This is a genomic window from Microcoleus sp. MOSTC5, from assembly GCF_036701825.1.
Taxonomy (GTDB): Bacteria; Cyanobacteriota; Cyanobacteriia; order Cyanobacteriales; family Microcoleaceae; genus Microcoleus; species Microcoleus asticus.
Window position 1 is genome coordinate 67,746 of sequence record NZ_JAUBRK010000027.1, and the last position, 22,707, is coordinate 90,452.

The window sequence follows — 22,707 nt, forward strand, 5'->3', positions numbered from 1 at the left end:
GGCAGGGTTTATTTCAATCAACCCTGCCTTGAGTATGCTTAAATAAGCTTAGACACTCGCTAACCATATTTAAACCAGTGAACTTTCAATCAGTCATTGCCACCTTAAACAAATTCTGGAGCGATCGAGGCTGCCTGATCGCCCAATCCTACGACACAGAAAAAGGTGCAGGAACCATGAATCCCCACACCTTTCTCAGAGCAATCGGCCCCGAACCTTGGTCAGTCGCCTACATCGAACCCTGTCGCCGCCCCACCGACGGACGCTACGGCGAAAATCCCAATCGCTTCCAACATTACTATCAATATCAAGTTTTAATTAAACCCTCTCCTCCCAACATCCAAGACATCTATTTAGACTCCCTCAGAGCATTAGGAATTCGCCCAGAAGACCACGACATTCGCTTCGTAGAAGACAACTGGGAATCGCCCACTCTCGGAGCTTGGGGCGTCGGCTGGGAAGTCTGGCTCGATGGCATGGAAATTACCCAATTTACCTATTTTCAACAGTGTGGAAGCATTGACTGTCGCCCCGTCTCCATTGAAATTACCTACGGACTAGAACGCCTAGCAATGTATCTCCAAGAAGTCGATGCGATGACGAAAATTCAGTGGAAAGATGGCATCACTTACGGTGACGTTCACCTGCAAGGAGAAATAGAACAGTGTACTTATAACTTTGAAGCTTCCAATCCAGAATTGCTGTTTACTCTATTTGGATTGTACGAGCAAGAAGCCGAACAATTGACAAAAAAAGGATTGGTTTTGCCGAGTCTTGATTATGTGTTAAAATGTTCTCACACTTTCAATTTACTCGACGCTAGAGGTGTGATTTCGGTAACTGAAAGAACTCGGTATATCACCAAAATCCGCAATTTGGCGCGGCGAGTTGCTCAGCTTTATTTGGAACAGCGCGAAAAGCTGGGTTTTCCTTTAGAAAAAGCTGTAAAAGTTTGAGTTTGAGTTGGATTGTGGGGCGGGCATCTTGCCTGCCTTAAGAACGGGCAAGATGCCCGTTCCACAAAGAGTGAGTTGGATTGGGGGGCGGGCAGATTGCCTGCTTCAAGAACGGGCATCTTGCCCGTTCCACGAAAGCCATATTTTTAATTAATTAAATGCCTAATTATTCTGAAAATAATACAGAAACAAATCCTCAACTGCGAATTGATAATGTTAGTTTAAAAACACCGATCGCCTCAAGTCATTTGTTGGAAAATATATCATTTCAGGTACACAAGGGATCTCGCGTGGCAATTGTTGGCCCTTCAGGTGCCGGCAAAACAACGCTGTTGCGGTTGCTAAACCGGCTCAGCACTCCCACCAGCGGCTCGATTTATCTGGAAAATACAGAATATCGCCAAATACCTGCGATCGAACTCCGCAAACAAATCACCCTCATCCTGCAAGAATCCAAGCTTTTGGGAATGTCAGTGCGAGAAGCATTGGCTTATCCTTTAAAGCTGCGGGGCGTGACTTCATCAAACATTGCTGAGAGAATTAGCGGGGCGATCGAACAACTGCACATACCCCAAGAATGGCTCGATCGCAGCGAATTCCAGCTTTCCACAGGCCAAAAACAGCTCGTGGCGATCGCCCGCGGCATCATCCTACAACCAAAAATCTTGCTTTTAGACGAACCAACATCCGCCCTAGACGCAGGAAAAGCCGCCCACCTTCTGCAAGTATTGATACAGCTAACAAACGGCCAAACCACCATTGTCATGGTAAACCATCAATTAGAATTAGCCGAGCAATTTAGCACGCGAATTCTGCATTTACAGCGCGGAAAGCTCATCGAAGACTCGCCCTCCCATCAAATAAATTGGGTGCAACTGCGGCAAAATTTAATCCAAGCAGAAGCAGAAGCCCAACAAGAATGGTGAACATTAGTAGGGTTCGCAATGTCTACCCTACCAACTGCCACCCCAAAACATAATCAATGAGCGCCCCCACCACCAGCACCCGGTTTCACCTTTTTAAAACCCAAAATAGCAATCCCACTGAACAACAAAGCAATTCCCACAAAGTAAAAACAATCATTAAAAGCCATGACATAAGCTTCGCGGCGCACAAGATTATCAATTGCCTGAATTGCTTGGTTATGCGCCACACTTGCATCAGCACCGCGACTCACAAAATACTGAGTCATTTGATTTATTCTCTCCTGCGTTGCCTGATTGTACAAAGAAACAGATTCCCCTAATCGATTCGAGTGAAATTGCTCGCGCATCGTCACCAAAGTTCCTAGGGCCGCAATCCCCATCGAACCTCCCATATTTCGCATCATATTAAACAAACCCGAAGCAGAACCTGCCTCGTGTTTCTCCATACCAGCAGTGGCAATTGTTGACAGCGGCACCATAATCAAAGGCTGTCCCATTGCTCGCACTAATTGCGACCAACGCAACTGATCGATGCCCGTCTCGTGAGTCATGCTGGCATTCATAAAACAACTCACCGCAAACAAACTCACACCGATGCCAATCATCACCCGTATATCGATTCGCTGCATCAATTTCGGCACCATCGGCACGAGGAATAACTGCGGCACGCCACCCCACATAATCACCTCGCCAATTTGCATGGCATTGTACTGCTGAATCTGACCTAAATACAGGGGCAAAATGAACACCGAACCGTACAATCCCACCCCCAAAGAAACATTCACAACAGTTGCTAAAGCGAAATTGCGGCGACTCAATAATCGTAGGTTAATAAACGGTTTTTTTCTAGTTAGTTCAATCCAGAAAAAAGCGCTGATAAATATGGCAGAAACTATGCTTAAACGCAAAACCAAATCAGAACTAAACCAGTCTTTGCGGCTGCCTTCTTCTAACACAACTTGCAGGGAACCCAGGCCGATCGCCATTGATAGAATTCCCCACCAGTCGCCCCCTTTTAGCAGTTCGAGCCGCATCGGCGTCGGGGCGACGGCATACCACACACCTGTTAGCAGCAGCAGCCCCGGAAGCAAATTTAAATAAAAGACATATTGCCAGCCGTAATTCTCCGTCAGCCAGCCTCCCAATGTCGGCCCGATGGATGGTGCAAAAGTAGCTGTCAGGGCAAACATCGCCATGCCGACTGGTTGCTTTTTGGGCGGCAAATTTGTTAGCAAAAACGTAAAAGCCATCGGAATTAAAATCCCACCAGTCAATCCCTGGAAACCTCGAAAAACAATCATTGAAGTCAAATCCCACGCCCAAGCGCAGCACATGGAAAAGAATACAAAGAAAGCGGCATTTACCAAGATGTAGCGGCGGACTGAAAACACCTGCGATAGCCAACCCGTCAGCGGAATTACGACTATTTCTGCGACTAGATAAGAGGTGGAAATCCAAGAACCTTCTTCTAAAGTTGCGCCTAAAGCTGCTTGAATATCTTTCAGAGAAGCGTTGGTGATTTGGATGTCCAAAACCGCCATGAAAGCGCCGATCATTGTTGCCATGACGCCGATCCAGGTTTTTAAGGGAACGCGATCGTCGCTTTGCTGTGGAATTGCACTTGTATTTGCCATTGGTTTAACCTCTGGTTGCGTAATTAATTTGGATGTTTTAACCGCAGAGGGCCCAGAGGGCGCAGAGAAATAGAAGAGAGAAGTTTACAAATTGTTGAGGATTGCTAGAGATACAGTCAGATATTAGCTTTGGGAATCTTGTTTAATGTTGGCATTTGTGATTTGACGCTAAATCCCTACTGCGAAATTAAACCCATTTTTTGATACAGTGGTCGGATTATGTTTTTTAAAGCTGGCAACTGTTTGGTAAAAACTACCGAGCCTAAAATACAAATTATACCTCCAATGATGACTGTATAGGGAGCGCCGATATAATTTGCCAATCCCCCGGCAACTAAATTCCCAAAGGGTGTCACTCCAAAAAATGCCATCGTGTATATGCTCATCACTCTTCCGCGTTTGTCGTCTTCCACAATTGTTTGCAAAAATGTGTTTCCTCCGGCAAATTGGATAATGAAACCAAAGCCAACGAACAACATCATGATTAATGACAGCCACAAGACGCGGGACAAACCAAAACCTATCAGTCCGAATCCCATAATTGCCGGTGAAATCGCAATCCACTTGCCGAGACCAATTATACTTTTGCGCGAAATCAAATAAATCGCTCCCGTAAAGGCTCCGACTCCCGAAGCAGCCATCAAAAAGCCCAGAGTTTGGGCGTCGCCGTGCAGGAGTTTGGTGGCAAAAATTGGCACTAAAACTGTGTGCGACATTCCGGCCAAACTGACTAATGATAATAGCAGTAAAATTGCTCGAATCGGGGGAAACCCGAAGGCATAAACGAATCCTTCTTTTAATCTTTGTAAGGGTTTGGTATTAGTTGCTGCAATTTTACGGGCTTTGATCTGCATCGCTAATAAGCCTGCAATTACAGCAATGTAGCTGAGTCCGTCAATGAGAAAGCAATAACTTGCGCCGACTGTAGCTATCAGCAAACCTGCCATTGCTGGGCCGATTAGTCTGGCTGCGTTGAACATCGAAGCATTAATGGCGATCGCATTTGCTAAATCTTCTTTCTTTTCCACGAGTTCGGGCACAAAAGCTTGCCGTGCCGGCGCGTCAAAGGCATTAATTGCACCTTGAAAGAAACTCAGTACGACGATCTGCCAAATGTTAACGACTCCTGTTAGCGCTAAAAATGCTAGCGCTAAGGATTGAACCATCGCTAATATTTGAGTGGCAATTATGACTCGGTGGCGGTTCCAGCGATCGATTAAAACTCCTGCAAAAGGCAGTAAAATTAATGTGGGGATTTGACTTGTAAATCCCACCACGCCGAGCATCCAAGGTGAATCGCTCAAATTGTAGACAAGCCAAACAGTAGCGACTTGCGTCATCCAATTGCCAATCAGTGAGATGCTTTGTCCTGCAAAAAACAGGCGATAATTTCTCGATCGCAGCGCTGGAGGAAGTTTTATTGTTTTGATTTTTGCTAGTAGATTCATGCAAGAGTACGGCTAGAGCAATCCTATGGGATTTGTCAATATTTTTTAGGGGGTAGTTTCCCCGCGCCCTTGGTGTCAAATTAAGACTAAAACCCTCTGTTTCTCTTGTTTGTATCGAACTGCGAGATACCCCTAGCCCCTCTTAATAAGGGGGGAATAAGATTGCGATATTTCGTCCTCCTTCTTAAGGGGGATTTAGGGAGATATAGACTCGACTACAAGCGACATTTATTATGGGTTTCAATCTTAAGTTGACACAAATGGCACGGCGGGATTGTCCCTAAACTCATTTTACCGAGCGTTTAGGATTGCTATATGAGCCGAAGGTTCTATTTTTCGGTTCTCCAAAACCAGGAAACGAGCATTTTACGATCGCAACCCGATCGCGCTGCTTCTAATCAATGCTCAACAGCCAAGTACCGAGGTAACGCAGCAAGGGAACGTCCCCAGGGGTGCGGATGCGGACGTTGAAATGGTACATTCCGCCCGGAGATGGGTTTCTGACGTTGGAGAGTACAACCTCAACATTGTTGCCGGCAGCAATTGGTTCTGCGGGATAAATTTCTATGAAACGATTTTCTTTGTCCCAGATTACTTCTTGCAATTGGATTGTTTTGTCTTTGACGCGCACTTTAATGTCTTTTTGGTCGAATTCGCCTTTGTAGTAGTCTGGATAGGATATGTTGAGTTGGGCGATCGCCAGACTTACTTTTTTGGAAGGAATTCGCAGCCGATATCTATCGCCGCTCATCCCCGCTTTGCCGTAATCCAAACGATAGTTTAATTGGTTGGCGCGCTCGGGGCCGCCGAAAATCGTGAATCCTGGCATGGACTGGGCTAAACTGATGGCGGGCAACCCAGTCAGCAAGCAACCTGTAACCGCTAGTGCTGAAAATAATCGTCGCATAACAACTCCTCTAATTAAACTCTTGGTGAACCTTAAATATCGATCGCCCGAAATTTGCGATCGTGCCTACAATATATCGAATGTCTCAGCAATTTGATGAGGGCGATCCGATTTTAGATTTTAGATTTTAGATTTTAGATTTTAGATTTACTTCCGTCTGCTTTGAGAATGAATCAGGGGGCTGGTTAGAACCCGAGGCTTTTCTGTGCCTCCATCCTAAGTCTGCGAAACGCTGAATCTGGGAACCTCGGAACTAATTGCTCGATCGTCAATTATTTTTTGCGTAATACTGATAACTGACATTCAAACTACAGAACTAGCAGACAGAATATTATATCATAATCGGTTGCAAACTTAACAATTTAGCGAATTTGAATGTATAAGATAAGTTAAAGATACGGCTCGAATTTGGGCGATCGGCTTTACTATCAACGAGAGAAGTTTAGGGCAACGGCGGCTCAAATGTAAAGCAACGCATCTGGCGGTGAAAAATCGCAATTCAAGAAACCTGCGGAGGCAGGTTTTGTCTGTGTAGGAGCGGTTTCAACCGCCCTGGGAAGGCTTAAATAAGGAGAGTTCATGAAATTAGCGATCGCAAAAGAAATAGAAGCAGGCGAACGCCGGGTGGCTTTAGTACCCGACGCTGTGGCCCGATTGGTAAAACAAGGCGTCGAAGTTTGGCTGGAAGCCGGCGCGGGGGCAAAATCCTTTTTCTCGGATCTTGCTTACGAAGAAGCGGGAGCTCAAGTTGTCGCCGATACCGCTAAGCTGTGGGGCGAAGCCGATGTCGTCGTGAAAATCGGGGCGCTGCAAGAATCAGAAGTTCATCAACTCCGGGAAGGAGGCGTTTTCATCGGATTTTTGAATCCTCTGGGAGATCCAGCTTTAGTGCAGCGTTTAGCCGATCGCAAAGTAACGGCATTCAGCATGGAAATGATCCCGCGCACCAGCAGAGCTCAAAGCATGGATGCGCTGTCATCTCAGGCTAACGTCGCCGGTTACAAAGCCGTACTGATCGCAGCCGCAGCTTTGCCGAAATATTTCCCAATGCTGACAACGGCGGCGGGTACGATTCGCCCCGCGAAAGTCTTGGTAATGGGCGTGGGCGTTGCTGGCTTGCAGGCGATCGCCACGGCGCGCCGTTTGGGTGCGGTAGTCGAAGCCTTCGACATCCGCCCGGAAACAAAAGAACAAGTGCAAAGTTTGGGCGCTAAATTCCTTGATGTCGAACTCAAGGAAGAAACCGTCGCCGCCGGAGGTTATGCTAAAGAGCTATCAGAAGCAGCCACAGAATACACCCGCCAAGTGCTCACCCAACACGTCAGCGCTTCCGATGCAGTGATTACAACCGCTCAAGTTCCCGGCAGAAAAGCACCTATTTTAGTTACTAGAGAAATGGTTTCTCAAATGAAGCCCGGATCGGTAATTGTTGACCTCGCGGCCGAACAAGGCGGCAATTGCGAATGTTCTGAAGCGGGGAAAGATGTTGAATGGAACGGCGTTAATGTCATCGGCCCGATTAATGTGCCCTCGTCGATGCCGGTACACGCTAGCGAAACTTACTCGAAGAATATCTCGGCTTTACTTCAGTTGATGGTGAAAGATAAAGAACTCAATTTGGATTTTGAAGACGATATCATTTCTGGTGCTTGCGTTGCCCGCGACGGTGAGATTAGCAACCAGCGAGTTCGCGATGCTTTGACGGCTGAGGCTTCAGCAGTCAATAGTTAGGAGTCATTATAGGGAACCTAAATCATAATGTCTATCGTTACAATGCTCTGCATTGTAATGTACTCCAGGAGGCTCTGCCTCCAGTCTATACCGGAGGCAGAGCCTCCCATGAATGCTTTCCCAGCCAGGAGGCTGGGAAAGCATTCATGACAAATTACCAATTTCCAATTACCAATTACCAATTGTTATGGCAGAAGGATTGATTGCAGGTTTAGTGGTGTTTACTCTAGCGTCGTTTGTAGGATTTGAAGTAATCAATAAAGTCCCGCCGACGCTGCACACACCTTTGATGTCGGGATCGAATGCGATTTCTGGAATTGCGGTTTTAGGTGCAATTCTGATTTCTGGTCAAGGCAATGTGACTGTTACTTCGATTTTGGGGACGATCGCGATCGCCCTGGCCACAATTAACGTTGTTGGCGGTTTCTTAGTAACCGATCGAATGCTGCAAATGTTCAAGAAAAAAGAGGTTAAAGCGTGAGCGATTTTCTGCCCAGTGGCATTCAACTAGGTTATTTAGTTGCCGCATCTTTATTTATTGTCGGTTTGAAACAGTTGGGTTCCCCTGCAACCGCCCGTCAAGGGAATGTGTTAGCTGCGATCGGGATGTTAATTGCGATCGTCGGTACGTTGCTGGAAAAGCAAGTAGTCAGCTACGAATTGATTGCTGTCGGAATTATCGTCGGTTCCATTTTGGGAACGATTATGGCGAATACCGTGGCGATGACGGATATGCCACAGATGGTGGGTTTGCTTAACGGTTTCGGGGGCGCGGCTTCTGCACTCGTTGCTGTGGGCGAATTCTGGCGCTATCTCAGCATCCCGGAATCGCCAACTCCAGACGCGACAATCACGATCCTTTTGGGTGTGCTGATCGGCGGAATTACTTTCACTGGTAGCCTTGTGGCGTTTGCGAAACTGCAAGAATTGCTACCTGGTGCGCCCATGACGTTTCCGCTGCAACAGCCGTTTAATGCCATGCTGGCGATCGCGCTTTTAGCCGGCAGCGGTTATATGCTGACGAATCCCGAAAATGTGCCGGTATTCCTGGCTTTAGTGGCGATTTCCAATATTCTGGGAATCATGTTTGTGCTACCGATTGGGGGCGGCGATATGCCGGTGGTGGTGTCGCTGCTTAACTCTTATTCGGGGATTGCGGCGAGTGTGGCTGGGTTCATTTTAATGAACAATATGCTGATTATCGCTGGTGCATTGGTGGGCGCGTCGGGGATTATTTTGACGCAAATCATGTGCAAGGCGATGAATCGATCCTTGGGTAGCGTGCTGTTTAGCGCGTTTGGTAGCGGTGGCGGTAGTGCTGGGGCTGCTGCTGGGGCTGCTGGTGCTACTGACAAAACTGTTCGCAGCATCAATCTCGAAGAAAGTGCGATGATGTTGGGTTATGCGCGATCGGTTGTAATTATTCCCGGTTACGGAATGGCTGTAGCGCAAGCACAGCACGCGGTGCGCGAGTTAGCCGACGGTTTGGAAAAAATGGGTGTTGACGTGAAATACGCGATTCACCCGGTGGCTGGGCGGATGCCGGGGCACATGAATGTGCTGTTGGCGGAAGCAAACGTGCCTTATCCGCAGTTGTACGATATGGACGATATAAATCCGCAGTTTGACGAGACGGATGTGGCGTTGGTAATCGGGGCTAACGATGTAGTGAATCCGGCGGCGCGTCACGATACGGCGAGCCCGATTTACGGGATGCCGATTTTGGAGGTTGATAAGGCCAAGCATACGATCGTGATCAAGCGCGGGATGAGTGCTGGTTTTTCGGGTGTTGATAACGAGTTGTTCTACAAGGATAAGACGATGATGTTGTTTGGTAGCGCTAAGGATGTGGTTGCCAAATTGGTTTCTGAGGTGAAGCAGTTGTAGGATTTTTTAACCGCAGATGAACGCGGATTAACGCGGATGATTAAACCCGGTTTCTACAAGAAACCGGGTTTTTGTTGGGGTTGTGTTTTGGCGTTATTTTATGCAATGCTAGCTTGGTTCACATATTCACGTTCAGATGGGTGTATGTGAAAATCCTTTCTCAATCAAAATTTTAAGGCTTTATAGATTTAGACTTTACAAGTCTCTGCACGAGAGAATAAAAAATTTAGTTTCATCATCTCGATCTGCCTCTCCCCGCACCTCCTCGATTCCCATTCCGTCTTCGCCACACAATACGGCGCACCATACCCTGCCGGCAGGTGGCCTGAAGGTGCATTGCTATTGAAAGTTAGTTGAGAGTATAGCAACCATTTTTCTTTCTCTCCTTTCTGTTTCCAGCCGATCGCTTCATAATAAGCTAACAAGACTTGTCCATTAAACTCTTTAGTGCCACCCAGATTTTGATAGATGCGCTTCTGCACGGAAAAGCCAAACCGTCCATTACTGTATTTTACCCAAAGTCGATCCATCGCCCGCAAATCTGGACAGGAAAAATTTTCGATATCTTTTATCTGTATTAGCTCACCCCTATTTTGGTGACCTTGTTGTTGTTTCCCTCCCACCTCTAACATTTTGTTATAAGTTTCCTCATCTGCTTCTTTCCACTTCCCAGCAGCCAATAACTTTTCCAGTTTAATATAGTTTGCTTTAACAATGGGTTGACTTACCAAATCCGACTGATTTGCAACATAAGTTTTAATAGGGATTCCCCCCTGAAAAGTATTAATTTGTACTCCAGCAACTTTGGTCGCTGCTTGGTGCAGCGCCGCTTGATTTTTTTGAGATGACTTCTGCTGTATGCAGCTTGTTAACGAGAGTCCTAAGACGGTAAAAATTAGCCAGCAAGAGCGAGATTTCATAGATTTGGCTGATTGTTTTAGGGAATAAAGGAGTAAATGAATAATTTATACAACCGGGATGTGTTGTTTTCCTGGTAGGAAATTAATCATGAAAGTATACCATTTTTTTTGCGCTCGTAGTTAGCCGTTTATCACTTTTGAAGTGCTATCCCCATTTGAGTGCAGCAGATTTAGCGAATGCTTGGGCTTATGCTGAGGCACACCCAGAGGAAATTGAAGCAGCGATTAAAGAAATTGAGGAAGGCTAAAACATGGCACGAATTTGCCATAACAGGACTTACGCACTCCGACAAAGAAACCGGGTTTTTTACCGAATCTGCGGGCAGCAACGAAGTATTTTCTTAAAAAAACCCTGTTTCTGGGCCCCCATGCGTAAGTCCTATATAATGTAGATAATATATTCCTACGATCGCACTTATGACTATACAAGAATTAGAAACTCAAGTCTTAACGTTAAATGCGGTTGATAAAGCTAAACTAATCAGCATCCTAACTCAAACTTTAACCAACGGTTCTCTAGGTATTAAAAAAACTCCTGGTGTGTGCGGAGGCGATGCTTGTATCGGTAATACTCGCATACCAGTTTGGTCACTGGTGTGCGATCGACGTTTAGGTGCTTCCCATGCTATCATCCTAGAATCATTTCCCGATCTAACCGCCGCTGACTTGGTAAATGCGTGGGCTTATGCCGATGCTTACCCAGAGGAAATTGAACAAACAATTAGAGAAAATGATTGAGATAGCAAACAATGACACTGAAAGAATTAGAAAAACAACTACTTGCCTTAACTCCCGCTGAAAAAACTCAGGCAATACAGCTATTAGTCCAAAGTTTAAGCAATACTTGGCAAGGAATAGAAAAAACTCCCGGCGTGTGTGGTGGTAGGGCTTGTATTGCGGGGACTCGTATCCCTGTTTGGGTAATGGTTGAAGCTCGTCGTATAGGATATAGTGAAGCCGATTTGCTAGAAAATTATCCCACTATTAGTGCAGCGGATCTGGCAAATACCTGGGCTTATGCTGATGCCTATCCTGATGAAATTGAACTGGCAATCCGGGAAAATGAGGAAGCCTAAAACATGGCGCGTTTATATTCAGATGAGCAATACCCAATAGCTGTTGTCAGAATTCTGCGAACTCTCGGTCACGATGTTTTAACTGTTCAAGAAGCAGGAAATGCTGGACTTAAAATTCCTGACGATCAAGTGTTAGAATTTGCAACGAGTGATTCTCGCTCGGTGTTAACACTCAATCGGCAAGATTTCATCCGACTGCATCGCATCCAACCTAATCATTCTGGTATTATTACCTGCACTAACGATCGCAACTGGGGAAGGTTGGCATCACGTATTGATGAAGCTATTTTTGCTGAAGAAACATTGACTGGCAAATTGATTCGGGTAATACGTCCCCAAAGCTGAAAAAAAGCCCCTCGCCCTTCCCGACCTCACAACCTTACAATTAAATCCCCCATTGCTCCCAAGATTAGGTAAAATTATTGGCGTGTCTGAGGATAAACTATATGCGCTGGGTTCGATATATTGCGATCGCGATCGTCAATGGTTTCGGTGTCGTCATCGGTATTATTTGGGTTGCAGTCCCCACAACAGTGGCTCAACCTTCCCTAAACTACCAACTCGCACTCTCTGGGCGACAGCCAGACGGCGAAACTCCGCAATCCCTTTCCGAACTCTACAAATTGCGCGATCGGCTCCAAGTACAATTAGATAACCTTGCCAAAACTTCCGACAGCGCCCCGTTTCCTGCAGAACTTTGGAAATCAGCAATCCACCGCCAGCAATCCCAAACTCTGACGCAGCAACTCCAAAATGTTCAAAGTCAGATTCAAATAGAAGAAAGAGCCAAATATAATTGGGACGATGCTGCTAAATTAGCCGCCCAAGCAGTCTTAATTGGACGCACTTCTAATCCTTCTTCTGCTACCTGGGAACAGTCCCAGCGGCTGTGGCAGTTGGCTATCAATACCCTGCGACTCATTCCTCACGATTCTTTTTTGGCCGATCGGGCGATCGACAAAACCATCGAATACCAAGGAAACCTCAGTGTCGCTACCTATGAAATGCAAGTTGCACGTTCTGTTGAGAAAGTTAGAGCAGAGGAAGAAGAGATAAGAGAGCGAGCCAGAAAAGAGCAAGAGAAAAAAGAATTTGCTCGTCGAGAAATAGAGATAAAAGAGCAAGAGAAAAAAGATATAGCTCGCAAAGAACTAGAAAGACAAGAATTTCAAAGGCAAGAATTAGCCAGACAAGAACTAGAAAGACAAGAGTTTCAAAGGCAAGAATTAGCCAGACAAGAACTAGAAAAGCAAGAATTAGCTAGAAAAGAATTAGAAAGGCAAGAACTAGAAAAACAAGAATTAGCTAGAAAAGAATTAGAAAGGCAAGAACTACAAAGGCAAGAATTAGCCAGACAAGAACTTGAGAAGCAAGAACTACAAAGGCAAGAACTAGCTAGACAAGAACTTGAGAAGCAAGAACTACAAAGGCAAGAATTAGCCAGACAAGAACTTGAGAAGCAAGAACTAGAGAGAAATCAGCAAGCAACTTCTCAACCAACTCCTGAATCAACTGCAACACCAACGATCGCCCCAGTTACGCCCGCAGCGTCCCCGTCGAACTTTTTCTTTGCGGGAGATACGAACAGAGATGGCCAAATCAACGAGCAAGACGAAGCCGGAAAAGAACAATGGTCTTTGTCCAACGGCGCGCTAATTTTATTTAACGATCGCAATAACGATCGCGGCAAGATACCGACTTGGCAACAAACCAAAGTTAGCGCTCCCCGCCGTGCAGCAATGCTTTCTCAAGTTAACTTAACACTGTCTGAAAACTTCAAAACCTCTCAATTATTTATCACTGCTGACAGCATTGCCAGCCCTCACATCAGCGTTTTCCAGAAGACGGGCGACGGGTGGCAACCTGTAGATATATCCGGTGCTAAACCTCTAGTTTTCAGCACGAATATTGTTTTAGGTGTGGAAGCAAAACAATTTGCCGATCGCAATTGGAACGGCACTGTTAATCTCAAAGCAACTGCCCAAAACAACGGTCAAGAAATCGCCTCCACAACAATCCAAATGGGCGTTAGTCCTTGGATGATAGCGCCAAATACAGCACCAGTAACCGAAGTTCAAGTCAGCGACAGAGGCTCGGTAAACAGCGAATTTATCTCGCAACTAAAACAAGCAGTAGAACCCACTGGCGCTCAAGTAAAAATTCTCCAGGGCGATCGCACTTGGATGCAAGATACCCAGAAAAACGGCTACGTTCAATTGCCAGAAAAATCGGATATACGCCTGTTTAATGTAGCCCTAAAAAGCAATAGCGAGCCCGAGAAAAACCCGCCTGTTAAATCAACTCAAGACCGGGATTTGAAAGTAGTTAAAATTGGCAATCCTCGTTCTTTAGACCCTGTAAGTCAGTGGTCTGACGGATACGGCAATTTGCAGGTGACACCGCCGATTCCCGGACACCCAATGGGTCGAGTTTATTACGGGAATTCGGGAAATGCTAGTTTTAATCCAGAGGTACTTGATTTTATTCAAGCTCAGAGAATTCAAGGGCCGCCAGTGGATATTGATACTTCTTGGCTTCTGACTCGCCAAGTAGATGAAATTATCAATTTTATTCCCACTCAAACTCCCGGACAATATGTAATGGCGATCGCCAGCCCCGAAGCCGGAGTTAAGCTGTTGGAAGAATTGGAGGGAAGAGGTTACGGCGATGTGACGATCAATCGCGGTTTGAGCACTCAAACAACTGTCAGCGCCGCCTTAAAAAACCGTGCTTTAATTCAACACAATCTCTATTTGCAAAATCAGAAACTTAATCCGATTATAGAGAAGTTGAAAAGAGAGTTTTTACTCGGAGACGACCAAATTATTCAAGTTCCGGTGATGTTTGGCTACAGCGGTTATGCTTGGTGGCCAAATATGGTCAATTCGGTGCCAGTTAACGGCAAGTTGTTAGTTTCAAATCCGCGCGGGCCAATGATTGAGAGTGTAGATTACACTCAGGAAAGATTGCGCCAACTGCTGCTTCCTGCTGGCGTCAGCGTTAGTTTTCTGGATGACAGGTATTATCAAGAATTGAAAGGAAACGTGCAGTCGGCGACGAATACTGTGAGGAAGCCAGAAGAGCGGCCTTTTTGGCAGTCTTTGCCTAATAATTACTAATGGGTAATTGGTAATGAGGAATGGGGAATGGGGAATTGGGAATTGGGAATTTGTAGGGGCTGGTTCCACCAACAATACGCGCCTGTAACTAACAATCTCATAAACCCGCCCCCACCCAACGGTAAATCGCAAGATACCTCTTTAAAGATACAAGGGGTGGGTTTTACCAACAATCTATATTTAAAAGTAACTATCTCGTAAACCCGCCTTCCTATGCTAATATTTAGGAAAATTATGCTAGGAGTTTAACAGATGGCTACCCTGCAAATAGAAAATATACCAGAGGAATTGTACGCGAGACTCCAAGAGTTAGCCGCAGCTCAAAACCGCTCGATTAGCGCGTTTGCGATCGCCATTTTAGAAGCCGAGTTGTCAACAGAGACAAAACCCCTCTCAGGAAAAGGTAAAAAGTCTGTAACAGAACTATTGGCAGAAATCAGCCGTCGTCGCGAGTCTCGTCCGGCGAATATGGGGATGATACTAGATAGTACCGCTTTAATGAGAGAGGATCGCGACAAATAATATCTTGCACCATTTTTATGAACAGGCAAGATGCCTGTTCCACAAAAGTACCATTTTTATGAACAGGCAAGATGCCTGTTCCACAAAAGTACCATTTTCTTGTCGGGTGGTTTATTTTTACCAGTAAAAAGCTCGATCGCTATAATATACATACGACATTCCCAGCAGTCAAACCCCTCATTAACTATGACACTAAAAGAATTAGAACTACAACTGCTTTCCCTGACTCCGCCCGAGAAAGCTCAAGCAATACAGATATTAGCTCAAAGTTTAGCCAACACCTGGCAGGGAATTGAAAAAACTCCCGGTATAGTCGGCGGTAATGCCAGGATTGCAGGGACTAGAATTTCTGTTTGGGGATTGGTAGAGTCTCGTCGATTAGGTGCAACTGATGCTCAACTTTTAGAAGATTATCCGCATCTTAGTGCTAGCGACTTGAAAAATGCCTGGGCTTATGCTGAAGCATTTCCTGACGAGATTGAAGCAGTAATTAAGTTGAACGATATAGACTAATATCATGGCAGGTTTGTATGCAGATGAACAATTTCCTCGGGTAGTAGTTGAATTACTTCGCGCTCTAGGTCACGATGTGCTTACTGTACAAGAAGCGAGTAATGCAAATCAGGGCATTCCTGATGAAGATGTCCTGGCTTTTGCTGTCACAAAGGAACGGGCAGTTTTAACACTCAATCGAATCGATTTTATTCGACTGCACGCTTCACAACCTAATCATGCTGGTATCATTGTCTGCAAAGACGATCAGCAGGACAGACAGAGGATGGCTACACGAATTTCGGAGGCTATTTCTAATGTGGAAACATTGAGAGGAATGCTGGTTCGAGTCAATCGTCCATCTCAATAAGTAACAGAGATTTAAAAAGCTGGTAAATTGCGATCGCCCCAGCAGACAGATTTCTCGATCGACACGGAGGGCATTTTGTCAAGAGCCTTGCCGTATTGGTACAGTGCAGGCGATCGCACCAGTAACGTAAAATGTCTAACAGCGGTCTTTGTAAAATAAATTTAGCCCCATGAGCGACGAACAGGAAAAAAAACAAATTTTGACCCAGCAACCGGAAACAATTTCCACTGCCAGTGATGAGTTCGATCGCAGTGAAATTGCCAGGACAGATTCAACTTCCGCACCAGCAGAAACTCCCGCAGAAATTGTCGCGCCCGAAGATATTTCAGCGCCAATCGACGAAGCCGAAACAATTCCAATTGCTGCCGATAGCGCGCCGGAAACAACTCAACTTGCAAGTTATCCGGCTCCAACAATTCCAACTGCCAACCCCGATCCCAAACCAGCTCGCTCCTGGCAAATATTAGCAGTTTTTCTCAGCGGAATGTTAGTCGGTTCCGTCCTTAGTCTCGGCAGTTTGCTAGCGTGGAGAATGTATCAGGAAAGAGCGAACCTTCAAATCAAACTACCCGCTGACGTACCCCTCCCCGAAAGCCCTCCGCCTGTCGCAACAGCGCCCGCCAACCGCCGGCTCGGACTTCCCCCTGCCCCTGGAAGAGGACTGCCCGCCACAATCCCTCCGTCGCCCAGTCCCACTCAAATACCCTCTGTGTCTGGCGTTCCGCAACTTGCTTCCCCCTCGTCGTCGTCTTCTCCTTCTCCTTCTCCTTCTCCTTCTCCTTCTCCCGCTGCGGTTGAAACCCCTGTAACTGAGCGAGTTAACTTTCAAGCAGGTGCTACGGGAACTATTCTGAGCAGTAGTTTGCGAGCCAACATATCCAAGCGCTACTTAGTGGAGTGCAATAGCGGCCAAAGCATGACAATAAATGTTCAAGAAGGTCAAGTTAGCGCAGCAATTATTGCTCCTAACGGTGAAAATGTAGGTACTGCTGACAGCACAGGTCAGTGGCAAGGTCAACTAGCCAGTAGCGGCGATTATACTATTGAAATTTCAGGCGATCGCCAAGCAAACTACCAAGTTAAAATTGAAGTCAAATAGCAACTATAATTGTATCAGGGGGCAGTTACAAAATACATAAAGTCCCCCTGTAGCTAATTACCAATTACAAATTACTTATTACCAATGATCGCACAAGTATCTGAAAACATCTACGAAGCAAAAACCCAGGAAATTGCCAAAGAAATACTGCGGGTAACTCAAGAGAAAAAGCGCTCTTTTTTCGGTCAACTCCAAGACCAAATGCGCTGGGACGACAAACTTATGGATTGGGCGATGGCTAACCCCGGACTGCGGGTGCAGTTGTTTCGATTTATTGACTGTTTGCCTGCCCTCCGCAGCAGGCCGGAAATTGCCCGCCACCTGCAAGAATACCTGACCGCCCAAGAGGTAGAATTGCCCGAAGCATTGAAAAAATTGCTCAACTTTGCTAACGCTGATTCGGTTCCGGGTCAATTGGCGGCGACGACGGTTGCGCCTGCTGTGGAAACTTTGGCGCACAAGTATATTTCTGGGGAAAATATCAAGCAGGTAATTAAAACCTTAGAGCGACTTCGCAAAGATAAAATGGGTTTTACAGTTGACCTTTTGGGGGAAGCTGTCATTACTGAAGCGGAGGCGCAAAGTTATCTTAACCGCTATTTGGAATTGATGGAGGAACTGGCGAATGCAGCGAAGAATTGGTCGCAGGTAGATGCAATTGATAAAGCTGACGGCGAAACTCTGCCGCGAGTGCAAGTATCGGTAAAGTTAACGGCTTTTTATTCTCAGTTTGACCCGTTGGATGCTAAAGGTAGCGAGGAGAAAGTAAGCGAGAGAATTCGCCTGTTACTGCGCCGCGCAAAGGAGTTGGGAGCAGCCGTTCATTTCGATATGGAACAGTATGCTTACAAGAGTTTGACTCTGAGCATTCTCAAAGACTTATTGTTAGAAGAAGAGTTTCGCAGTCGCACGGATATCGGAATTACATTGCAAGCATATTTGCGCGACAGTGCCCAAGATTTGCGAAACCTGATTTCCTGGGCAAAAAAACGCGGAAATCCGGTGACAGTGCGGCTGGTAAAAGGCGCTTACTGGGATCAGGAAACTATCAAAGCGATGCAGAAAGATTGGCCGCAGCCGGTCTACAATGACAAAGTTGCTACCGATGCCAATTTCGAGCAGATGACGCAGTTGCTGCTCGAAAATCACGAATATTTGTATGCAGCTATTGGCAGTCATAACGTACGCTCGCAAGCGAGGGCGATCGCCATTGCCGAAACTCTCAACATCCCGCGCCGCCGCTTTGAAATGCAGGTACTGTACGGCATGGGCGACAAATTGGCTAAGCTTTTGGTCGATCGGGGTTATCGCGTCCGAGTCTACTGTCCCTACGGCGACTTATTGCCGGGAATGGCTTATTTGATCCGCCGTTTGCTGGAAAATACCGCCAACAGTTCTTTCATCCGGCAAAGTTCCGAAGAAATGCCGATAGAACAATTGTTAGCGGCGCCAGTTGCTAACGGAAATGACCAGCTAGTTTACAGCAAAGTATTTCCCAACGTTGCCGATACCGACTACGCCAATACCAAATTGCGGCAACAAGCAGAAACAGCCATCAAATCAGTGCGCGCCAACTTAGGTAAAACCTATTTACCGCTAATCAATGGCGAGTACCAAAATACTGAAGCAACAGTCAATTCCCTCAACCCTTCCAATCCCACAGAAGTAGTCGGCAAAATCGGATTGCTTTCCGAAGAACAGGCAAAACAAGCCCTTGAAGCAGCCAAATCAGCCTCCACCAGTTGGCGAAAAACCCCCGTCCGACAGCGCGCCGGCGTCCTCCGCAAAGCCGCAGAATTGATAGAACAAAGACGGCACGAACTGTCAGCTTGGATGGTGTTTGAAGTCGGCAAACCTGTCAGAGAGTGCGATGCCGAAGTCTCCGAGGCTATTGATTTTTGCCGGTACTACGCCGACGAAATGGAACGGTTGGAACAAGGGAAAAATTACGACGTAGCCGGAGAAACCAACCGCTACAGCTATCAGCCGCGCGGCATTTCTTTAATCATTTCCCCTTGGAATTTTCCCCTCGCAATTCCTGTGGGAATGACAGTTGCATCGCTGGTGGCAGGGAATTGTACTTTGCTCAAACCTGCGGAAGTTTCCTCAGTAATTGCAGCAAAAATCACAGAAATTTTGCTAGAAGCTGGCATTCCCAAAGGCGTATTTCAATACGTGCCTTGCAAAGGTTCAACCGTCGGCGCTTACATGGTGAAACACCCCGACGTTCACATGATTACTTTCACCGGTTCTCAGGAAGTTGGCTGTCAGATTTATGCCGATGCTGCGATTTTGCAGCCTGGACAAAAACACCTGAAACGAGTAATTGCGGAAATGGGCGGTAAGAATGCAATTATTGTCGATGAAAGTGCGGATTTAGACCAAGCAGTTGCAGGCGTAGTTTATTCGGCATTTGGCTACAGCGGCCAAAAGTGTTCCGCTTGTTCGCGAGTAATTGTGGTCGAATCGGTGTACGATAATTTTGTGGCAAGATTGGTAGAAGCGACGCGATCGCTCAATGTCGGCCCAGCAGAAAATCCCGGCACTCAAGTCGGCCCTGTGATCGATGCAAATGCCCATTCGCGCATCCGCGAATACATCGAAAAAGGTCGCGCTGAAGCTAAGATAGCTTTAGAAATGCCGGCACCGGAAACCGGTTATTTTGTCGGCCCAGTCATTGTTACGGAAGTATCGCCGACAGCAACTCTCGCCCAAGAAGAAATTTTCGGCCCAGTTTTGTCGGTGATTCGGGCAAAAAATTTCAGCGAAGCGATTGTTATTGCTAACGGTACGAATTTTGCTTTAACCGGCGGATTGTATTCTCGCACGCCTTCGCATATCGATCGAGCCGCATCCGATTTTGAAGTCGGAAATCTGTACATCAATCGCGGAATTACTGGCGCTGTGGTATCGCGGCAACCTTTCGGAGGATTCAAACTTTCGGGAGTTGGTTCTAAAGCTGGCGGCCCGGATTATTTGCTGCAATTTCTGGAACCCCGCACCATAACTGAAAATATTCAGCGGCAGGGTTTTGCACCGATTGAAGGAGTGGATGATTAATCATTCCTTTGTTGGCAGTGAGGACTGAAGTCCTCTCTTTGGCTGTTAAGTTGGTAGGGTGCGCAATGCGCACCTTACGGGTGGGGTGACAGAAAAAATTTCTGCGATATGAGCTAGTTATAAAATGGAATCTACTAAAGATCGCGATCGGCTAAATTTTCAAAACCCTTCACTTGACAAGTGGCTGCGATTTTTAATTATAGCCGTATTGGTCATCGGTATTTTATTTCGCTTCGCCAATCTCGATCGCAAATTTTACTGGCTCGACGAAACATATACTTCTTTGAGAGTTTCTGGCTACACCGAAGCCGAAATTATCAAACAAATTTCCTACCAGAAAATAACCTCGCCTGCGGATTTACAAAAATATCAGCAGATAAATTCCGAAAAAACTTTAAGCGATACCCTGAATTCTTTAGCAACAGAAGACCCCCAACACCCGCCGCTGTATTACGTACTAGCGCGATATTGGGCGCAGTGGTTCGGCAGTTCCGTTGCAGCAATGAGAAGTTTAGCCGCCGTGATTAGCTTGCTAGTATTTCCCGCAATTTATTGGCTGGCTTGGGAGTTATTTGAATCTTCAACAGTGGCGTGGATGGCGATCGCCATTTTCGCAATTTCTCCCTACCACATCTTGTTTGCCCAAGAAGCAAGACAGTACAGTTTGTGGACAGTAACTACTATTTTATCCAGTGCAGCCTTGCTGCGAGCAATGCGCCCTGACGAAAATCAAAATCCTGTCGCCCTCGTTCTTTCCTGGGCGCTTTATGCAGGCACAGCAACACTGGGATTGTACACCCACTTGTTATTTGTCTGCGTCGCCGCCGCCCACGCAATCTACGTCGCAGTCATTGCCAACTGGCGCGATGTTAAAACATTTATTGCCTATTATGTAGCAGCTTTAATCGCCTTAATCGGCTTCATGCCTTCCCTCATAAATACTGTAGAAAACTTCAATCAAATTAGAAGCACAACAGCATGGGCAGAACAGACCAATTTCTTAAGATTAGTCAGCAGGTGGATTGGTTCCGTCACCATAGCATTTTTTGATATTGGCATTGATGGAACTGCCAACGCCACACAACTAGCCTTGCTAATTCCCGTTGGCATAATGATTTTTGCTTTAGTCGGCTATGCCCTTTATTTTCTGTACCGACATACACCAAAGCGAGTGTGGTTGATAGTATTGTTATTAATTGCAACAACAGCTTTGTTTTTAGCAGTACCTGATATAATGAAAGGTGGGAGGCGGTCGGCAAATCCGCGATATTTAGTTCCTTGTTATGTGGGAATTCAGCTAGCAGTGGCTTACCTGCTGTCTGCGAAAATTAGTAACAATTTGGATAACTTCAAACAGCAAAAACTGTGGAGAATAGTTATAGTTGCACTGTTTGCCGCAGGTCTTATATCCGGTGGAGTTAGTTCTCAAAGAGAGACTTGGTGGAATAAAGGCAGCGGCTGGCTTCGAGCCGAATTACAAGTAGCTGAGACTGTAAATCAAGCCAGCAATCCCCTAATTATCAGCGATGCCCCGATCGCATATATGATGCCTTTAAGTTATTACCTAAAACCAAAAGTAAAACTGCTAATAGAACCCCGCTGTTACACTTCTTGCTACAAAAATCGAAAATTGGCACTTAAAAAACCGCAACCCTCGAAAATTCCCGATGGTTTCAGCGAGTTGTTTTTATACAGACCGTCCTCAACTTTGCGATCGGCAATTCAGCAACAAAACTATCAAATAGATCCGGCTGACGCTAATGTTGACCTCAAACTCTGGAAAATTACCAAAAAATAACCTACAAAATTAAGGCAAAAAATGTCTTATTCACCGAGACATACTGCCCAGAAAATGGTTTTTTGGAAGTATGTCGCAAGTATAGTTCAATAGGGTTGTTTTTCGCGTTAAGCTAGAAGTTAAGAAGCAAAAAATAACATAAAAAATCTACAATGACAGTCACTGAAACCTCGAATATTCGCAAACTGCTGTGCGATCCAGACTTAGGGCTAATTCCTCACCTAGAAAAGTGCCTGAAAGATTTGCACTCATCTGCGATCGCCAGCGGAGAGAAATTCAAGGTAGAACCTTATGATATAGAACTCAAAAGCTGCCACACCCAGAAACATCCCAACGACCAAAAACCCATCGTCACCCAGTCAGTGTTAATAAAAATCCCCCTGACAGGGAAAGTTGAAGACAAGATGCAACTATATCTGATCGCAACTGAGTTGCAAAACCAAATCGACATCAAAATTATCGACTGGAGTGCCTTAGAACGCCGCCAATACGACATTCAGGGCATCCCATTAAAGCAGCCCATCACCAAAATAGACGGCGAGATGAATTACGAGTTAGTATTCGATCGACCAAACTACTGCTGCATCACCCTGTGCCGCCAATTTGATTTAAGTTACGCCGCCAATTTTTAATACTAATTCCCAAAAGTAGGGACACGGCAATGCCGTGTCCGACGCGGGGAGTAGGACACGGCATTGCGTGTCCCTAAGTGAATAATTGGTATAAGATTGAGAATTGTAGATCGATCGCACAAAATCAAAT

The 22,707-nt window shown here is 46.0% G+C and carries 21 protein-coding genes; 17 read left to right on the top strand and 4 right to left on the bottom strand.

Annotated features, from left to right (window positions below):
• Window positions 1-77: 77 nt before the first annotated feature.
• Window positions 78-956 carry a glycine--tRNA ligase subunit alpha gene (gene glyQ, locus QUA54_RS16710; protein WP_242720870.1) on the top strand — a complete coding sequence of 293 codons (879 nt, stop codon included), beginning with the start codon at window positions 78-80 and terminating at the stop codon, window positions 954-956.
• Window positions 957-1,114: 158 nt separating this feature from the next.
• A complete protein-coding gene (locus tag QUA54_RS16715) occupies window positions 1,115-1,882 on the top strand; it encodes an ATP-binding cassette domain-containing protein (protein WP_333415500.1) in 768 nt (255 codons plus the stop codon).
• A gap of 53 nt (window positions 1,883-1,935) precedes the next feature.
• Here QUA54_RS16715 and QUA54_RS16720 read toward each other — a convergent pair whose 3' ends face one another.
• The 3 genes from QUA54_RS16720 to QUA54_RS16730 form a co-directional block, all read right to left on the bottom strand.
• Window positions 1,936-3,516, bottom strand: coding sequence for a DHA2 family efflux MFS transporter permease subunit (locus QUA54_RS16720; protein WP_333415501.1), 1,581 nt, complete (start codon window positions 3,514-3,516; stop codon window positions 1,936-1,938).
• Window positions 3,517-3,692: 176 nt separating this feature from the next.
• Window positions 3,693-4,964 (bottom strand): MFS transporter, encoded by a 1,272-nt coding sequence (locus QUA54_RS16725; protein ID WP_333190787.1) that lies wholly within the window; start codon window positions 4,962-4,964, stop codon window positions 3,693-3,695.
• 394 nt (window positions 4,965-5,358) lie between these two features.
• The gene (locus QUA54_RS16730) at window positions 5,359-5,871 is read right to left on the bottom strand and encodes a DUF2808 domain-containing protein (RefSeq protein WP_172192134.1); all 513 of its coding nucleotides are present in this window, start codon (window positions 5,869-5,871) and stop codon (window positions 5,359-5,361) included.
• Between the two features lie 579 nt (window positions 5,872-6,450).
• Here QUA54_RS16730 and QUA54_RS16735 point away from each other — a divergent pair.
• The 3 genes from QUA54_RS16735 (at window position 6,451) to QUA54_RS16745 (ending at window position 9,489) form a co-directional block, all read left to right on the top strand.
• A complete protein-coding gene (locus QUA54_RS16735; protein WP_333190785.1) occupies window positions 6,451-7,602 on the top strand; it encodes a Re/Si-specific NAD(P)(+) transhydrogenase subunit alpha in 1,152 nt (383 codons plus the stop codon).
• A gap of 187 nt (window positions 7,603-7,789) precedes the next feature.
• Complete coding sequence (locus QUA54_RS16740) at window positions 7,790-8,083, top strand: NAD(P) transhydrogenase subunit alpha (RefSeq protein WP_006633295.1); 294 nt, start codon at window positions 7,790-7,792, stop codon at window positions 8,081-8,083.
• Window positions 8,080-9,489 carry an NAD(P)(+) transhydrogenase (Re/Si-specific) subunit beta gene (locus tag QUA54_RS16745; RefSeq protein WP_333415502.1) on the top strand — a complete coding sequence of 470 codons (1,410 nt, stop codon included), beginning with the start codon at window positions 8,080-8,082 and terminating at the stop codon, window positions 9,487-9,489. The genes QUA54_RS16740 and QUA54_RS16745 overlap by 4 nt, the downstream gene beginning before the upstream one ends.
• A gap of 188 nt (window positions 9,490-9,677) precedes the next feature.
• On the opposite strand, the gene QUA54_RS16750 is transcribed toward QUA54_RS16745, so the two are convergent.
• Window positions 9,678-10,409: a GUN4 domain-containing protein gene (locus QUA54_RS16750; protein WP_333415503.1), complete on the bottom strand. Its 732-nt coding sequence runs from the start codon at window positions 10,407-10,409 to the stop codon at window positions 9,678-9,680.
• Between the two features lie 137 nt (window positions 10,410-10,546).
• On the opposite strand from QUA54_RS16750, the gene QUA54_RS34480 reads away from it, so the two are divergent.
• From QUA54_RS34480 to QUA54_RS16805, 12 genes are all read left to right on the top strand, one after another.
• Window positions 10,547-10,657 carry a DUF433 domain-containing protein gene (locus tag QUA54_RS34480; protein ID WP_445301561.1) on the top strand — a complete coding sequence of 37 codons (111 nt, stop codon included), beginning with the start codon at window positions 10,547-10,549 and terminating at the stop codon, window positions 10,655-10,657.
• Between the two features lie 169 nt (window positions 10,658-10,826).
• Window positions 10,827-11,147: a DUF433 domain-containing protein gene (locus QUA54_RS16755; RefSeq protein WP_333415504.1), complete on the top strand. Its 321-nt coding sequence runs from the start codon at window positions 10,827-10,829 to the stop codon at window positions 11,145-11,147.
• Window positions 11,148-11,158: 11 nt separating this feature from the next.
• Complete coding sequence (locus QUA54_RS16760) at window positions 11,159-11,485, top strand: DUF433 domain-containing protein (RefSeq protein ID WP_333136494.1); 327 nt, start codon at window positions 11,159-11,161, stop codon at window positions 11,483-11,485.
• Between the two features lie 3 nt (window positions 11,486-11,488).
• On the top strand, window positions 11,489-11,830 hold the full coding sequence (locus QUA54_RS16765) for a DUF5615 family PIN-like protein (RefSeq protein ID WP_333415505.1): 342 nt from the start codon (window positions 11,489-11,491) through the stop codon (window positions 11,828-11,830).
• A 101-nt stretch (window positions 11,831-11,931) separates the two neighbouring features.
• Entirely contained in the window at window positions 11,932-14,604 is a 2,673-nt protein-coding gene (locus tag QUA54_RS16770) for a protein-arginine deiminase family protein (RefSeq protein ID WP_333415506.1), read from the top strand.
• A gap of 252 nt (window positions 14,605-14,856) precedes the next feature.
• The gene (locus QUA54_RS16775) at window positions 14,857-15,126 is read left to right on the top strand and encodes a FitA-like ribbon-helix-helix domain-containing protein (protein WP_333415507.1); all 270 of its coding nucleotides are present in this window, start codon (window positions 14,857-14,859) and stop codon (window positions 15,124-15,126) included.
• A 186-nt stretch (window positions 15,127-15,312) separates the two neighbouring features.
• Window positions 15,313-15,639, top strand: a complete 327-nt coding sequence (locus tag QUA54_RS16780; RefSeq protein ID WP_333415508.1) for a DUF433 domain-containing protein — start codon at window positions 15,313-15,315, stop codon at window positions 15,637-15,639.
• A 4-nt stretch (window positions 15,640-15,643) separates the two neighbouring features.
• Window positions 15,644-15,988, top strand: a complete 345-nt coding sequence (locus QUA54_RS16785; RefSeq protein WP_333415509.1) for a DUF5615 family PIN-like protein — start codon at window positions 15,644-15,646, stop codon at window positions 15,986-15,988.
• Between the two features lie 169 nt (window positions 15,989-16,157).
• Complete coding sequence (locus QUA54_RS16790) at window positions 16,158-17,087, top strand: hypothetical protein (RefSeq protein ID WP_333415510.1); 930 nt, start codon at window positions 16,158-16,160, stop codon at window positions 17,085-17,087.
• Between the two features lie 84 nt (window positions 17,088-17,171).
• Complete coding sequence (gene pruA, locus QUA54_RS16795) at window positions 17,172-20,147, top strand: L-glutamate gamma-semialdehyde dehydrogenase (protein ID WP_333415511.1); 2,976 nt, start codon at window positions 17,172-17,174, stop codon at window positions 20,145-20,147.
• A gap of 124 nt (window positions 20,148-20,271) precedes the next feature.
• Window positions 20,272-21,945 carry a glycosyltransferase family 39 protein gene (locus QUA54_RS16800; RefSeq protein ID WP_333415512.1) on the top strand — a complete coding sequence of 558 codons (1,674 nt, stop codon included), beginning with the start codon at window positions 20,272-20,274 and terminating at the stop codon, window positions 21,943-21,945.
• 152 nt (window positions 21,946-22,097) lie between these two features.
• Window positions 22,098-22,577 (top strand): hypothetical protein, encoded by a 480-nt coding sequence (locus QUA54_RS16805; protein WP_333415513.1) that lies wholly within the window; start codon window positions 22,098-22,100, stop codon window positions 22,575-22,577.
• Window positions 22,578-22,707 lie beyond the last annotated feature (130 nt).